Source organism: Streptomyces sp. NPDC052910 (assembly GCF_055585605.1).
In genome coordinates this window covers 151,373-165,704 of sequence record NZ_JBVJJR010000006.1, presented here as the reverse complement: position 1 = coordinate 165,704, position 14,332 = coordinate 151,373, and the positions used below count along the sequence as shown (strand labels likewise).

General features: G+C 71.3%; 12 protein-coding genes. 6 read left to right on the top strand and 6 right to left on the bottom strand.

The annotated features are described in order from the left end of the window. Positions 1-45 precede the first annotated feature (45 nt). On the bottom strand, positions 46-912 hold the full coding sequence (locus tag ACZ6X9_RS22545) for a hypothetical protein (RefSeq protein ID WP_469779781.1): 867 nt from the start codon (positions 910-912) through the stop codon (positions 46-48). A 497-nt stretch (positions 913-1,409) separates the two neighbouring features. Here ACZ6X9_RS22545 and ACZ6X9_RS22540 point away from each other — a divergent pair, with 497 nt between their 5' ends. Beyond that, the gene (locus tag ACZ6X9_RS22540; protein WP_469779780.1) at positions 1,410-2,087 is read left to right on the top strand and encodes an HAD family hydrolase; all 678 of its coding nucleotides are present in this window, start codon (positions 1,410-1,412) and stop codon (positions 2,085-2,087) included. A gap of 176 nt (positions 2,088-2,263) precedes the next feature. On the opposite strand, the gene ACZ6X9_RS22535 is transcribed toward ACZ6X9_RS22540, so the two are convergent. Both ACZ6X9_RS22535 and ACZ6X9_RS22530 read right to left on the bottom strand, forming a co-directional pair. Then, a complete protein-coding gene (locus tag ACZ6X9_RS22535; protein WP_469779779.1) occupies positions 2,264-3,889 on the bottom strand; it encodes a purple acid phosphatase family protein in 1,626 nt (541 codons plus the stop codon). 122 nt (positions 3,890-4,011) lie between these two features. Further along, positions 4,012-4,497, bottom strand: a complete 486-nt coding sequence (locus ACZ6X9_RS22530; RefSeq protein ID WP_469779778.1) for an NUDIX domain-containing protein — start codon at positions 4,495-4,497, stop codon at positions 4,012-4,014. 64 nt (positions 4,498-4,561) lie between these two features. Between ACZ6X9_RS22530 and ACZ6X9_RS22525 the strand changes: the two genes are divergently transcribed. Next, positions 4,562-5,647: a tyrosine-type recombinase/integrase gene (locus tag ACZ6X9_RS22525; protein ID WP_469779777.1), complete on the top strand. Its 1,086-nt coding sequence runs from the start codon at positions 4,562-4,564 to the stop codon at positions 5,645-5,647. Between the two features lie 680 nt (positions 5,648-6,327). Here the strand turns inward: ACZ6X9_RS22525 and ACZ6X9_RS22520 are convergent. Further along, positions 6,328-6,726 (bottom strand): MerR family transcriptional regulator, encoded by a 399-nt coding sequence (locus tag ACZ6X9_RS22520; RefSeq protein ID WP_469779776.1) that lies wholly within the window; start codon positions 6,724-6,726, stop codon positions 6,328-6,330. A 46-nt stretch (positions 6,727-6,772) separates the two neighbouring features. Here ACZ6X9_RS22520 and ACZ6X9_RS22515 point away from each other — a divergent pair, with 46 nt between their 5' ends. Then, a complete protein-coding gene (locus tag ACZ6X9_RS22515; RefSeq protein WP_469779775.1) occupies positions 6,773-8,032 on the top strand; it encodes an MFS transporter in 1,260 nt (419 codons plus the stop codon). Between the two features lie 364 nt (positions 8,033-8,396). Here ACZ6X9_RS22515 and ACZ6X9_RS22510 read toward each other — a convergent pair whose 3' ends face one another. Next, entirely contained in the window at positions 8,397-10,355 is a 1,959-nt protein-coding gene (locus ACZ6X9_RS22510; RefSeq protein WP_469779774.1) for an ABC transporter ATP-binding protein, read from the bottom strand. Positions 10,356-10,550: 195 nt separating this feature from the next. Further along, the gene (locus ACZ6X9_RS22505; protein ID WP_469779773.1) at positions 10,551-11,480 is read right to left on the bottom strand and encodes a zinc-binding dehydrogenase; all 930 of its coding nucleotides are present in this window, start codon (positions 11,478-11,480) and stop codon (positions 10,551-10,553) included. 102 nt (positions 11,481-11,582) lie between these two features. Here ACZ6X9_RS22505 and ACZ6X9_RS22500 point away from each other — a divergent pair, with 102 nt between their 5' ends. The 3 genes from ACZ6X9_RS22500 to ACZ6X9_RS22490 all read left to right on the top strand — a co-directional run bounded on the left by ACZ6X9_RS22500 (position 11,583) and on the right by ACZ6X9_RS22490 (position 14,252). After that, positions 11,583-12,275, top strand: a complete 693-nt coding sequence (locus tag ACZ6X9_RS22500) for a TetR/AcrR family transcriptional regulator (protein ID WP_469779772.1) — start codon at positions 11,583-11,585, stop codon at positions 12,273-12,275. A 537-nt stretch (positions 12,276-12,812) separates the two neighbouring features. Next, positions 12,813-13,373: a papain-like cysteine protease family protein gene (locus ACZ6X9_RS22495; RefSeq protein ID WP_469779771.1), complete on the top strand. Its 561-nt coding sequence runs from the start codon at positions 12,813-12,815 to the stop codon at positions 13,371-13,373. Positions 13,374-13,382: 9 nt separating this feature from the next. Further along, positions 13,383-14,252 carry a hypothetical protein gene (locus tag ACZ6X9_RS22490; protein ID WP_469779770.1) on the top strand — a complete coding sequence of 290 codons (870 nt, stop codon included), beginning with the start codon at positions 13,383-13,385 and terminating at the stop codon, positions 14,250-14,252. The last annotated feature ends 80 nt before the right edge of the window (positions 14,253-14,332 follow it).

The window sequence follows — 14,332 nt, the reverse complement described above, 5'->3', positions numbered from 1 at the left end:
AGAGCGCTGGGGGAGCGGTGCGGTCACGCCGGGGACCGCCGGGGGTCAGAAACGGCGGCGGTCGGCGACGGCCGCCCGTACCACCGGGGCGGCCCCGTCCCGGCCGCCGTGCGGCGGAAGTGCCTCCGTCCGGGTGCCGGGGCCGGGGTCGTGGCCGGTGCCTGTTCCGGTGCTGCCGCTGCCGCCGCTGGTGCCGGTTCCGCTGTCGGCTCCGGTGTCAGGATCCGAGTGTCCCCCCGTCACCCTGGTGCTCTCCAGTACCTGGTCCACCTCCTCCTGCGCCGGTCCGCCGGCCGGCTGGTCGATGCCCAGGAGGAAGGCGGCCCGCGTCGCGTCCACCTCCAGGAGGGTCATCCGCAGGTGGGCCGGCCCGTCCTGCTCGGCGTCCACCCGCAGGGCCACCGTGTGGGCGGGGTGCCCGTCCACGGTGGTCGGCCGGGACTCGTCCAGTGCGACGGGCCGGTCCGGGTAGAAGAACTCGGCGTTCGAGCGGGCCGACCGCTCCGCCCACAGGCGCAGCCGGTCCCGGGGGATGGCGCCGGAGCGGCCGGTGAGGACGACGGCCATCCGGTGGTCGCCGTCCTGCTTCTTCCTGCCGATCGACGTCGTGAAGGCGTCGATGAGCTTCTGCTTCCGGTCCTGCTCCCAGCCTTCGGGGATGGCGTAGGACAGCCCGGACGCACCGTCCGTCACCCGCGGCCGTCCGGCCAGCGGGGAGTCGTCACCGTCCCGCGTCAGCCACCAGGCCCCCGCGGTACCACCGGCCAGCACGGCCAGGGCGACGGCCCCGGCCACCACCGCCCGCCTCCGCCGCGGCCGCACGGGCGGGACCGGCGGCAGGGGCGGCGGGAAGCCGGGGAACGGGGGGAGCTGGAGGCCGGCCTGGGGTCCGGTGAACGGCGGTGTGGTCATGCCGCCATCCTGCGGCCCGGGCGGGTGCTCGGACCTGAGCGTTCGTACTCAGTTCCGGTACTCAAGTGATCAAGTCGGTGGACGCGCAGGGCGAAGGGCGCTGCTTCCGGGCTCCTGCCGCGTTCGCGGAAGCGCCGGTCGTGAGGGTGCCCGACCGGATAACCTCGTTCAGGGGGCCGGGAAGTTGGAGTGTGACACTCGTCCGGACCGCGGACGGAGAAGCGGTCCCGGCCGACGAACGACCGGGACCGCGGCGGGACTCACCTCAAGCCGGCCGGTCCCGGTGCGTTACAGCCGCACCGAGGCTTCCGCCCCCGCACGCGATCTCCTGCCGTAACGCTGCCGTTCCTGCCCGATTCCGGGCAGGAACATGGACGTTCTCCCGCGCTCCGGCCTAGGGTCACGTCGTGATCATTGCGGGCGCGACGGAGACACCGTGTCCTCGAACCGTGCGCGCACCCACCCGGTCACGTCACCGGAAGCGAAAGGACATCCCCGTGCACCCGCTCCCCACCGGTGCCCAAGCGGTGGTCTTCGACTGCGACGGCTTGCTGGTCGACACCGAGACCTGCTGGAGCGTGGCGGAATCGGCCGTCTTCGCGGCGCATGGCCGTCCTTTCGGTCCCGAACAGAAGGCTCTCCTCATCGGCCGGAGCCTGGAGGCCGCGGGGGAGGCCATGGCCCGGTACCTCGGACACCCGGGAGCCGGGCCCGAGTTCGCCGCCGAACTCCTCGCCGCGGTCCGCGAGCGGCTTTCCCGGGGCGCCGCGGCCCTCCCCGGTGCCGTGGAACTGGTGCACGCCTGCCTGGCGGCGGCCGTGCCCGTCGCCGTGGCCAGTAACAGCCCGCGTGAACTGCTGGACACGGCCCTGCGGTCCGCCGGCCTCGCCGACTGCTTCACGTACTCGTTCGCCGCCGACGAAGTGAGTTCCCCCAAACCCGCGCCGGAGCTCTACCTCACGGCCTGCGCGACGCTGGGTGTGGCCCCGGAACGTTCCGTGGCCTTCGAGGACTCGGCCACGGGAGCCGCCGCGGCACGTACCGCAGGGCTTTACGTCGCGGTCGTACCGTCCATGAGGGGAGTCGATGTCGACCACGACTGGCTGGGTGGCAGTCTCACCGACCCCGCGGTGCGGCAGTGGGCCGGGGAGCTGGGACGCGGCACGGCCCGCTGACCCGCAGCTCTCCCACGGCCGGACGGCCCCGCCGTCGGGAATGCCCGGCAGATGAGCTTCGTCCCGGCCGCGTCCGGCCCCTCGTCCGGCCCCGGGCGCGGCCCCGTCGCCGAAGGCCCGGCCGCTCCGGCGAAGAGGCCCGGGTCCCGAGGCCGAGGATTGAGGCCGAGGAGGATTCAGCGGCGCGCGTCCGAGCGCGGGCGTCGGAGGGTGAAGGTGTCGACGGGGGTGAGGTCGCCGTGGGGGCCGTCGAAGGTGTAGTAGGTGACGCGCATGCGGGTGATGCCTTCGCGGCGGTCGCCGGGGTCGACGTCGAACGCGGCGAAGCCGCGGTTGTGCTCGCGGTCCTGGACTGCCGCCCAGGGAGCCTCCTCGGGGATCCACACCGGCTCGCGGTGGCCGGAGGAGGTCTTGTCGTCCTTGAGGCCGACGAGGACCCGGGCCCGCGGTGTGTCGAAGAGGTCGTCCTGGCTGGTGGCGATGTTGCCGCCGGCGCCGATGACCATGTGGACGGTGCCCTTGGCCGTGTCGACGAGGTCGGTGCGGGTGGAGGCCGGGACGGGGGTGCGGGCGTCGTTGGGAAGGGTGCCGCGGACCGGGTGGGAGCGTTCGTAGTGGTGCTCGTGCCCGCTGACCACCAGGTCGACGCCGTACGCGTCGAACAGCGGGCCCCAGGCCCGGCGTACCCCGAGGTCGCTGCCCGCGCTGCGGTGGCTGGAGATCATCGGCTGGTGCATGCAGACCACGATCCAGTCGATGCCCCGGTCCGCGCGCGCGGCCTTCAGCTCGCGCTCCAGCCAGCGGCGTTGGGCGCCGCCCGAGTAACCGCTGATGTAGGTGTCCCCGCCGTCCTGGAGCGCCACGTCGTCGTTGGCGAGGCTGATGAAGCGGACCGCGCCGACGGTGAACGCGTACCACATGCCCCGGGTCTCCTCGTCGGAGGAGGCGGACGACGCCGGGAGCGCGAAGTAGGTCTGGTAACCGGCCGCCCCGATGGGTCCGTTGCCCTTCTCGTTCTCGTGGTTGCCCGCGCAGGGCATCCACGGGCGCAGCCGGGTGGAGCGGCTGTTGTTGATGAACCAGTCGGCCCAGGTCGCCACCCGGCTGGTGCCCCAGGCGCCGGCGATGGCGGCGTAGCACAGGTCGCCGTTGACGAAGTTGAACAGCGGCGCGACCCGCTCGACGGCCGCGACGATGTCCGCGGAGGCGGGCGAGCCGACCTGGCTGCTGGTGTGCAGCGGGTAGCGGTTGACGGGGGAGGGGACGCCGTCCGGGAGGTGGACGATCCGCCGCAGGTTCGGCGTCGCCTGGTCGCCGAAGCTGGTGAAGGTGAAGGCGGCGCGGCCGCGGGGCGCCGTGGTGAAGGAACCGGTCTCGGGGGTCGCGCCGTCGTGTCCGGCCGTGTACAGGTAGGTGGTCGAGGGGTGCAGGCCGGTGATCCGGGCGTGGTGGACGTACACCTCCTCCTTCGACAGGCCGTCCCGATAGGTACGCGTCTCGGCCTCGACGGCCCGGCCGCCGTGCCCGCCCGCCGGCGAACCGAGCCGCACCTGCGGCCGGCGGACCGACTGCGGGGTGATCCAGGAGACGGTCATCTCCGTGGCCGGGTCCGAGCCGAACTGCAGGTGCACGCCCAGCACTCCGGGCGCGCCCAGCCGGTGCGGCCGGCTCTGCGGCAGTGGCCCGGGGGAGGCCGCCGCCGTCGACGGACCGGCGGCGGCCTCGGCGGAGGCGCCGGTGACGAGGGGGACGGCCGCCGCGGCCGACGAGCCCTTGAGAACGGATCTGCGTGTGATCGCCATGTGACACCTTGCTCCGGTGGGGAAGTCGGTGGTGCTGGGCACTGTAGATGATCACCGCTTGATCTGCCCATGACGATTCCGTGCATCCGGCGGCGGTCCTTCGGGCCCGCCACCGCGCGGCTTCATCCCCACCGCCTTCCCCGACCCGCCGCCTCCCCCCGGTGCCGCTCGACAACTTCCCGCGCCCACGGGCACATGACCAGGCGCGGCACCATCGCATACGGAAACCAGCGCAGCAGTACCCCTTCCGTCAGGGGCAGTTCCTCCGCCGCGCCGTCCCACTGCCCGAGGAAGACCGTGATCAGGTCGTCGGGCGCGTCCCGATGCGCGGGCAGAACGGTGTACTTCGTCAGCCCCGGCACGACCAGGCCCGCCTCCTCCCCGAGTTCACGGACGATGGCCGCCTCGGGTGTCTCTCCGGCTTCCCTGCCCCCGCCGAGCAGCGACCATGTGCCGGGGTCACAGTTCTGTAGGGGTTCCATCGGTGTGGTGGGCTGTTGTGCAGGCCGGTCCGAGGGGCTGAGGTGCACAGGCACTCCTGCCGTGTCGTGCACGTTGCGCTTGTCATTGTCCTTGCAGCTACGAGTGAAGAGAGAGTGTGCGTGCAAGCGTTCAAAGTCCGCGCCTTCGGGCGACTGTTACTGGACCGTCCTGGATCACGAGCTGCGGGTGGTGCCGGTCGCTGATCAGTTCCTGCGGAACCTTCGTTTCGGCCAGGACCGTGCCGAGTCGACGACGGAGTCGCACGCCAGGTCCATCGTTCTGTTCCTTCGTTGGTGCGAGGTGGTGGGCCGGGACTGGCGAACGGCGGCGGCCCACCTCGGAGCGTTCATGCTGTGGCTGCGGCACGCTCCCGCCTCCCCGACGGAAGGCTGGGTGGCACCAGGGCCGGGTGCGAAGCCGGTGCGGGGGCCGCGCCGCATCAACCGTGTGCTCATCGCGGTGCGCGGGCTGATGGTGTTCGCGGTCGGAGCGGGCGTCGTCCCGCCGGCGTCGATCTCGCAGATCTACGAGATCGCCGACACCCGGGACCTGCCGCCCGAGGCCAGTGGCTCGGACAGCGGCCTGCACTACCGGCTGAAGGCCCGGCATCGCGTCAAGGAGCCGGAGGCGGCCGTGGATCGTGCCTCTGACGAGGAGGCAGTCGCCCTGCTGAAGGAGTGCCGTTCGGCCCGCGACTTCTTCCTGATCCTCCTCAAGGACCGGTCCGGCCTGCGCCGCAGTCAGCTGCTGGGCCTGCACCGCGAGGACATGCACTTCCTGCTGAACTCCAAGGCGCTGGGATATGACTTCCCTGGCCCCCACGTTCATGTCGTCCGCCGTCAGAACATCAACGGTGCCTGGTCGAAGTCCCGGATCTCCCATGTCGTTCCCGTCGACCGGCTGGTCGTCCAAGCCCATGACCAGTACGTCTTCGAGCACCGGGCCCTCCTCGGCGACGACCTGAGCGATTTCGTCTTCGTCAACCTCTTCCGGGAGCCCATCGGCTCGCCGATGCGTCCTGACGCGGTCAACGCGCTGACGACCGCCCTGTCGAAACGCGCCGGCCTCTCCCGGGTGACCACGCCCCACATGCTCCGGCACTGCTTCGCGAGCAATGTCGCGGACGCTGGCGGTGAACTCGACGTGATCCAGGCTCTGCTCGGTCAACGTTCCCGCGCCTCGGCGAAGCCGTACCTGCACCCGAGTCGCCAGCGGCTGCGGGACGCCGTGGACCGGGTCGGCAGCCCGCGGATGGCCGTGGAGGGTCCGCGATGACGCTGGCGACACTGCGCACGGCACCGTCCGCCCATGATCCTGCCGAGGTCCTGCGGAGGCTGATCCCTGCTGACTTCCTCGCCGAGATCGGCTGGGACGAGGAGCGCCAAGTGCTGTTCATGCCCATGGACCACCCGCTGCTCGGGTGGCGGGCCTGCAAGGTCATGGGCTGCGGTATGCCGACCCGCGGCCGGACCCTGATGTGCCTTCCCTGCGAGCGTGACTTCACGGCGAGCGGGCAGGACGCGGCCGTGTTCCTCGCCTCGCAGAGGGTGGCGCGTCGCCGGGGCGTCGGCCGGTGCCTCGTCGGCTGCCAGCGGCCGTGGAAGAGCAGCCTCACCCCGCTCTGCGAAGCCCGTCTCCACCGTCGGAACCGCACTCCCGAGATCACCTTGGAGGAGTTCCTCGCCGATCCCTCTGTGAGCTCGCTGCCCGGATTTGGCGAGTGCGACGTCGTCGCATGCGACCGCATCCGGTACGGCTCCAAGTCCGGGTTCTGCAAGGCCCACGGGACGCGCTGGGGGCAGGAACTCCAAGACAACCCGCGCCTGGACAGGACGACGTGGTGCCGGTTGGAGCCGGCGATCGAGGAGATGAACAACGTCACGCTGCGGGGCCTGACACCCAGGGCAACGCCGGAGAGCGTCGCCCTCCTCGGTGGGTGTGCCGCGCGTTCTTCCTCAGACGTCGTCTCCGGCCGTGCCGGAGGAGAGAAGCTGGCAGTGGTCGAAGTTCATGCACCCGCAGGCGAGGCAGTCGGCCACGGCATTCCGCAGAGCCTGCGTTTCCTGGATGAACTGATCCAGCTCCGGGATCTTGCGCTCGGCGAGCGCACGCCATTGCCGGGTGACGCCCCGGTCGGGGGCGGTGTCCAGCAACTGGCCGATTTCGGCCAGCGTGAACTTGGCTCGCTGAGCCATTTTGATCAGCGCGATCCGCCGCACCGTACTTGCTGGATAGACGCGCCGGCCTCCGACCCGCCGGGCGGACGGGAGCAAGCCGATGCTCTCGTAGTAACGCAAGGCCGAGGGCCGTATCCGTACCTGCCGCGCGAGGTCCCCGATACCCAGCTCCCGCACTGAACCCCCTTGACTTCAAGTGAGCTTGAACCATCAGTCTGACCGCGTGACTCTCCCACCCACAACTCGTCTGCTGCTGCGTACCTATCAACCGCTGTTCTCCCATCTGGAGTTCCGGCGGCTCCTGCCGGCACTGGTGGCCTCAGACACCGGTGACGGAATGAGCATGGTCGCCGTTGCTTGGCTGGCCGTTCTGATCGCCCCGCCCGGTCAGTCCGGCCTGGTCGTCGGTGCGGCCGTTGCCGCGTATGCCCTTCCCGGAGCTGTCGGCGCGCTGGTCTTCGGCCGTTGGCTGCGTCGCCTGCCTGCCCAGCGCCTGCTGGCCGCCGACGGGTGGCTGCGCGCGTCACTGCTCGGTTGTGTTCCCTTGGCCTGGGCCGCGGGAGTGTTGCACCCGGTTCTGTACGTCGTCCTGCTGGCGGGTTCGTCGGTCCTGCATGCCTGGGGAAGCGCGGGAAAGTACTCCTTGCTCGCCCAGATGCTGCCCCCCGACCAACGGTTGGCCGCGAACGCTCTGGTGAGTGCCAGCGCATCGGCGTCTGTCGTCATCGGTCCCGCACTCGCCGGGTTCCTGGCGACAGCCGTCAGCCCGGCCTGGATCATCGGCCTCGACGCCGTGTCGTTCGCCGTCCTTGCCGTCCAGGCCGGGCGGCTGGGCAGTACGGCCAAAGCCGTGACAACGGCTGGGCCGATCGACACCGGTCGATCGGCCGCCGGTCTGCACCTGTTGCGCCGACAGCCCGAACTTCTCGGCGTTCTCGCACTCGCGTGGTTCTTCAACTTCCTCTACGGACCCGTCGAGGTCGCGTTGCCCCTGCATGTCACCGATGATCTTCACTCGGGCGCGGGTCTTCTCGGTCTGTACTGGACCCTGTTCGGGGTGGGTGCCGTTGTCGGCGGCCTGGCTGCAGGCGCCTTGCGCAAGCTCCCGCTCTGGCCGGTTACTCTAGGCATCGTGGCAGGCTGGGGCCTGATGCTCCTGCCCTTCGGGCTGGGCGGGCCTGTCACCGTTTCCCTCGTCTGCTTCGCTGTGGGCGGCGTGATCTACGGACCCTTCACAGCACTGTCTTTCACGCTCTTCCAGGACCGCACGCCGGCGGCCTGGCTGACCACGGTCCTGGCCGCTCGAGGTGCCGCCCTTCTCACCGCCTCTCCGGTGGGCACTGCGCTCGGCGGCCCCCTCGTCGCAGCCATGGGGCCCCGGCAGGTGCTCGCTGCTTCGGGAGGCGCGACGCTCGCCCTTGCCGTCGTCGCCATCGTGGTGAGGCTCTGGGGCAAGCACCGGGCGGATTCGAGAGCCGATTGAGAAACGGCTCTCCACTGCGGTCCGGCGCGGGCATCGCCCGCAGGCAGATCGTCCTTGGACCACGGCACCCAGGCTGTGTCCGGCGACGCTGACTGCCCACCGCCCAGGGAGTCGCGGCCCGTCCACTTGCACCACATGTGTTGCAGTCGCTACGGTGCGTGCAACAACCTTCTGAGCTGCGAAGATGACGGCGATACAGGCAGTCGTACGCAGAACCCCCACAGAACAGCAGATGCCGGGGATGTTGTCGCGGAGGTGCAGCAGGTACTCTCCGCGCGCGTTGACGATCAGGGCCGCCGTGCCCTGCGGTTCCGGCTCGGCCCGGTGTTCGCCGCCGCGAAGACGCGACATGGCCGACCTCCCCTCATCGGTCCTGCGACAGTTCGTACAGTTCCTGGAAGAGCCCGCCACCCACCACCAGTTGGTCGAAAGTGCCGTGCTCGGTGACCCGGCCGTGCTCCATGACGACGATGCGGTCCGCGATCCGGGTGTTGTCGAGCCGGTGGGTGACGACGACGGTGATGCGGTCGCGGGCGACCTTCTTCAGTTCGGTGAAGATCTGGTGTTCGCCGCGGGCGTCCATCTCGGACGTGGGCTCGTCCAGCACCAGGAGCGCCGGCTGCCGGTACAGGGCGCGGGCGCAGGCGATGCGCTGCCACTGGCCGCCGGAGAGGGTGACTCCGCCCCACAGCTCGCGGGCCAGGAGCGTGTCGAGTCCCCGGGGGAGTTCCCGGACGGCGTCGGTCATGCCGACGCGGTCCAGGGCCTCCCACACCGCGTCGTCGTCCCAGGTGCGGGGCTGGCCCAGGGTGACGTTCTCGCGTACCGACAGCGGCCAGCAGGCGAAGCTCTGCGGGACCACCGCCGTCCGGTCCGAGAGCGTTTTCTGGTTGGCCTCGGCCAGGTCGACGTCGTCCCAGGAGACGGTCCCCTTCTCGGCCGTGTACAGGCCGAGGAGGAGCCGGACGAGGGTGGACTTGCCCGAGCCGTTCTCCCCGACGACGGCCACGACGTCGCCCCGCCGGAACGTCAGCGACACGTCGTCCAGGGCGGGGGCCGTCTTGTTGGGGTACCAGTAGGAGACCTTCTCCACGCGCACCCGCTCCACCACCGGCGGCACCGTCCTGCCGTGCGCGCGCGGCGTCCGCTCCGGGGCGCGGCCGTTGGCCACGAACCGTTCCCAGTCCGCGAGGTAGAGGCAGTGCCGGAAGAGGCCGACGGTGTAGGCCAGCAGGTCGCGGATGGACGCCAGGGCCTGCCGGACGGCCACGATCACCGTCGCCGACACCGCGAGGGAGACCCGGCCGGACACCGTCAGCCAGGCCAGGACCCCGTACGCTCCGGCGAGGCACACGCCGCCGGCCGTGTAGGACAGCAGGTCCGTGCGGAGCTGCTTCGGCGTCTGCGCGAGGATCTTCTCGTCGATGGTGTCGGTGAGCCGGTCGTACCAGAACTTCAGGTACGGGATCATGCCGTTGCCGTGCATCTCGTCGCCGAAGTACCGGTTGGTGGTGTAGCCGCGCATCATCTGTTTGACCGTGCGGCCGGCCGCGACGGCCAGGTGGGTGCGGTACTCGATCCGCGCCCGCACCACGGCCCCGACGCCGGAGGGGAGCACGGCGAGCAGCAGGACGCCCAGCATCAGCGGATGCAGCCCGGCGAGGACCCCGCCGGCCGCGACCAGCCGGATGAACGAGCCGAGGAAGACCTGGACTTCGGTCACCAGCCGCTCGGAGCGCACCACCCCCGTCTCGGCCTTCTCGCGGTCCTCGGTGAACGACGGGTCGTTGTAGACCTCCAGCCGTACCGACAGGGCGGCGTCGATGAGTGCCCGGTCCGCCGCCGTGAGCAGTTGCGGACGGAGCCGGTCCTCGGCCCACTGGCCGAAGGCGTGCGCGCCGCGCGCGAAGGCCGCCGCGCAGCCGGCGCCGATGAGGTACGGCATGGCCGTGTGCACGCGGAAGGACACGGTGCCGGTGCCGACGAGCGGCCCCATGGCCTTGGCCGTCATGGTCAGGAGCACCGCGGCGCCGGCCCCGCCCGCGATCTCGGCGGCGAACAGGACGACGACGGCCCTCCGGTCCGCCGCCCACGCCATGCGCAGGAACCGCGCCAGCAGGAACGGAACCCTGCGCAGCAGTTCGAGCAGTCCGTGCTCCTCCAGCACGTTCCGCTGGTTCGGCCCCTGGTAGGTGAGCGCCGCCGGCTCCGGCATCGGGGGGCGTTCCAGGGTGCGGGCCGCTTTGCCGCCCGCCGGTTCGCTGCCCGCCTGCCTGCCGACTGCCCGTTCGCTGCCCGGTTTACCGCCGGATGATTTCTCCACCTTTCGTTCTCCCTCCCCTGGGTAAAGAGCGCCCGGTCGAGAGCACCCGGTGCCTAACCGGTCGCGCATCCGGAGGGACACGGCCTGCCGGGAGACTTTTTTCGGGCGTACGCGAGCCGGGAGGCGGGGTCGAGGGAACCGGGAAGGAGCAGGGAGGGGGCCGGGAGGAGCTCAGGGCGGCGCCGGGCGGGGAGGTCAGGAGAGGTCCAGGACCGCCTTGCCGTGCAGACGGCGGCCGAGGAGCAGGTCGATGGCGTCCGCCGCCCTGTCCCACGCGCCCCGCCAGGCGATCCGCGCGTCCAGCTCGCCGGTGGCCACCAGGCCGGCCAGCAGGGTCAGATCCGCGCCGAGGCCCGTGCAGCGCATCAGGTAGAAGCTGACGAGGGCCCGGTCGTGACCGGACGGGGCGCCGAGGAAGGCGCCGGCCGGGAAGACGTCGGGTTCGTGCGCCGCCCGGCCGACGGAGACGAGGGTGCCGTGCTCGGCGAGCCGGGCGTACCCCTCGACCAGGTGCCGTCCGCCGACCATGTCGACGATGCCGTGCACCGGTTCGGTGAGGTCCTCGGGGCCGGTCACGACCTCGTGCGCACCGAGTGCGCGCAGGCTGTCGCCGTGCGCGCGGGGGTCGCCCGTCGACGCGACGACGTACGCCCCGGCGCGGCGGGCGAGTTGGACGGCGTACCGGCCGGTTCCGCCGGTGGCTCCCGTGATGAGGACGCGGTTGCCGAGGACCGGCCCGAGGCGCCGCAGCGCGCGCAGGGCGCCGGCGCCGGCCACGGGGACGGTGCTGATCGCGCCGGGGTCCGCGCCCTCGGGCACGGTGCCGATGAGGTCGGTGTCGACCGCGCGCAGCTCCGCCCAGGCCCCGTCGTCGGACAGGGTGACGACCGGGGTGCCGGCGGCGGGGCCGGAGCCGTCGGCCGCCGCCCGTTCGACGACGCCCGCCGCGTCCCAGCCGAGTACGGCACCGGCGGGCGCCTCGGCCAGGACGTGCTTGACCTCGCCGAAGTTGAGCGAGGTCGCGGTGGTGCGGACGAGTGCCTGGTGAGGCGCGGGCTCGGGGTCCGGCGCCTCGCCGAGGCGCAGGCGGGCGGGGGCGGTGGGGTCGACGAGGAGTGCGCGCATGGCGGGGCTGCCCTTCGTGGGGTCGTCGGTGCGGAAACCGATTGTGCCTCTCAGTGGCATAAACCTACAAGGGGCATAAGCGCCCTCGCTACACTGAGGGTGATGACCGCCACCGACGCACGCACCGGCCTCCCCGCGGGGACCCCCGCCGGCGCCTCCCCGGAACGTCTCCCGCTGCGCGAACGCAAGAAGTTGCGCACCCGTCAGGCGCTGATCGACACGGCCCTGGAGCTCTTCACGGAACGCGGCTTCGACGGGGCGACGCTGGACGAACTCTGCGACGCCGTCGAGGTGTCCAAGCGCACCTTCTTCCGCTACTTCACCAGCAAGGAAGACGTGGCGATGGCGCCCACCCAGGACCTGTGGGCGGGGTTCCTCGACGACCTGGAGACCCGCGAGCCGGGCGGCGGAACGGTCCTGGAACTGCTGCGGGCGTCACTGAGCGCCGCGTTGGCGCGGATGACCGACGCGGGATGGGCGCGGCGCGTCCGCCTCAGCCGCCGACTGGCCGCCGAGACGCCGTCCATGGACGCCCACGGCCTGCACTTCTGCGACCGCACGGTACGCGGGGCCGCCGACATCCTGCGGCGGCGGATGCGCGTCGACGAGCCCGGCGACGTCCTCCGCCTCCGGCTGGCCCTCGACTTCTTCGTCGCCGCCCACCGCCACGCGCTGGAGGCGTGGGTCGTCCTCCCCGGCGAGCCGGGCCGCGACGCCCTGGCGGACGAGCTGCGGCGCGCGTTCGAAGCGGTCCCGGGCGCCTTGGCTTTCTCGGCGGAGCCGAGGCCCGCGTAGACGGGCGAGCGGCACCGGCCGGGCCCGGGCGGCAGCCGGAGCGGGGGCGGCCGCTCCGGCGCCGGACCGGGTTGTTCGACGTGCGCGAGATCCGTAGGCAGTCGATGTGGGCGAAGGGTCGCCGGTATTCGCGGAAAAGCGGCTGACCGGCTCGGCCGGATCACGTCCTTCCCGATCATTGTGCGATCAAGATCGAAGCGCCTGCGGAAGACAGATATCCGGTTTTCGACAACACCCTGTCGCGGGCAACCCTCCCGATCTTTAGTTGAGTTCACATTCGGGAAGGGGCTGCTTGGGGGAGTGCGGGAAGGAGGGTCTCGGCAGGCTGAATCACTTCCGGGTGGCGGAACGCGGTGTAAGGGAAAGCAAAGACTCTTGGGAAGTGCGATAAGCAGATATAGCACTCTTTGGGGTTGAACTAATCGATAGATGCTAGTCAGCCTTGGCAACGCGAGCTGTCATATGACTGCCCTCCTCGGAGGGGGTCGGGTGATCCGACCATCCGCTCGTCGCACATCACGACGGGAAGGCAGGAAAATGAGCAGACTCAAGCGCGCCACCACGGCATCGTCCCTGGCACTGGCCGTGTGCGGGCTCCTCGGAACCGCCACCGCGGCACACGCGGACGCCGCGTACGACGACATCACCATGCTCAAGCAGGAGAAGACCCAGTGGTGCTGGGTGGCCTCCGGGCTGACGATCGCCAAGTACCAGGGATTCGGCTCGACCCAGAGCGACTTCTGCACCCGGGCCAATCCGTACTACGGCTGCAACAACCAGCCGGCCACGCTCGACGACATGGCCAGGGGCTGGGGCAGCCTCGGCATGACCCACACGGGAACCGGGCTGAGCCGGGCGGCCACCTTCAGCGAGGCCCAGACCGAGGTGAAGGCCGCCCGGCCCATCGGAGCACGCATCGGCTGGACCTCCGGCGGCGGGCACATGAACGTCGTCTACGGCTACGACACGTCGAACAACACCATCGGCGTGGGCGACCCCTGGCCCGACACGACGACGTACACGTGGTGGAACTACAACGACTACGTGAGCAACAGCTCGTTCAAGTGGACCCACTCCCGGACCGGCATCTCCCGCTAGGAGCGTGACATGCGCGACCAAAGAACGTCCACGACGCGGCGGGCCGCCCGGCTCTCCCGCATCTCCCGGCTCCCCGTCGCCCTGGCCGTCGGCGCGGCCGCCCTGCTGTCGGTGGGAGCCGGCCCGGCCGGCGCGGCCAAGGGCCCGGCCGACCTGCCCAACCTCCAGGCGGCGCTGGACACCCTGAAGTCGACCGCCACCCACAACGCCGTCTGCCGCTTCCTCAGCGCACCGGTGCCCAACGGCGCGTCGCCCGGCGCGGCGGTGACGCTCCCCGCCAAGGCCGACCCGTGCGAGGGCGTGCCGTCCTTCACCATCAAGGACCCGGTGGCCCTGAACGAGATCGCACCCGCCTTCGCGGCGGGGACCGCCCAGCCCACCCTCGCCGACGCGGTCAAGCTCGCCTACGCCGTCGCCGGCGTGACCACCTCCGGCGGCCGCACCGCGACCGTCCTGCTCGCCCCCACCGGCACCACCGGCTGGCACCTGGCCGCCGTCCGCGAAGGCGACACGGACGCCACCTACGCCGGGAAGGCCGACCTCGCGACGACGGTGTTCAGCGAGCCGCAGATCCACGGCTACTACCAGCTCAAGCTCACCACCGTCGAGCCGCTGAACGACGCCGCCCGGCAGGGGCTCAACGGTCAGCCGTCGGTGTCGCTGGCCGACTACCAGAAGCTGGTCAAGGCCCGCTACGCCGACAAGCAGCCCGGCTCCGAATACGACACCAAGGGCTTCTCCAGCGGCTTCGACACCGGCCGCCGGCCCTCCTCGCCGTCCTCGGCCCCGCTGATCGTCGGCGGCTCGGGCGCCGCGGCACTCGCCCTCGCCGGCGGCGCCTTCGGCCTCCGCCGCCGCAGGCGCGCCCGTCTCCGCTGACGCGGCGCACGCACCCGTACTTCCCCTCCAGGTTTCGCCCCGGTCCCCGGCCGCCCACGGCCGGAACCGGGGCGAAGCCC

Bases quoted from the DNA above. Each gene is read 5' to 3' on its own strand.
- ACZ6X9_RS22505 (WP_469779773.1), bottom strand. From the start codon at position 11,480: ATGCGCGCACTCCTCGTCGACCCCACCGCCCCCGCCCGCCTGCGCCTC.
- ACZ6X9_RS22545 (WP_469779781.1), bottom strand. From the start codon at position 912: ATGACCACACCGCCGTTCACCGGACCCCAGGCCGGCCTCCAGCTCCCC.
- ACZ6X9_RS22495 (WP_469779771.1), top strand. From the start codon at position 12,813: ATGAGCAGACTCAAGCGCGCCACCACGGCATCGTCCCTGGCACTGGCC.
- ACZ6X9_RS22490 (WP_469779770.1), top strand. From the start codon at position 13,383: ATGCGCGACCAAAGAACGTCCACGACGCGGCGGGCCGCCCGGCTCTCC.
- ACZ6X9_RS22500 (WP_469779772.1), top strand. From the start codon at position 11,583: ATGACCGCCACCGACGCACGCACCGGCCTCCCCGCGGGGACCCCCGCC.
- ACZ6X9_RS22535 (WP_469779779.1), bottom strand. From the start codon at position 3,889: ATGGCGATCACACGCAGATCCGTTCTCAAGGGCTCGTCGGCCGCGGCG.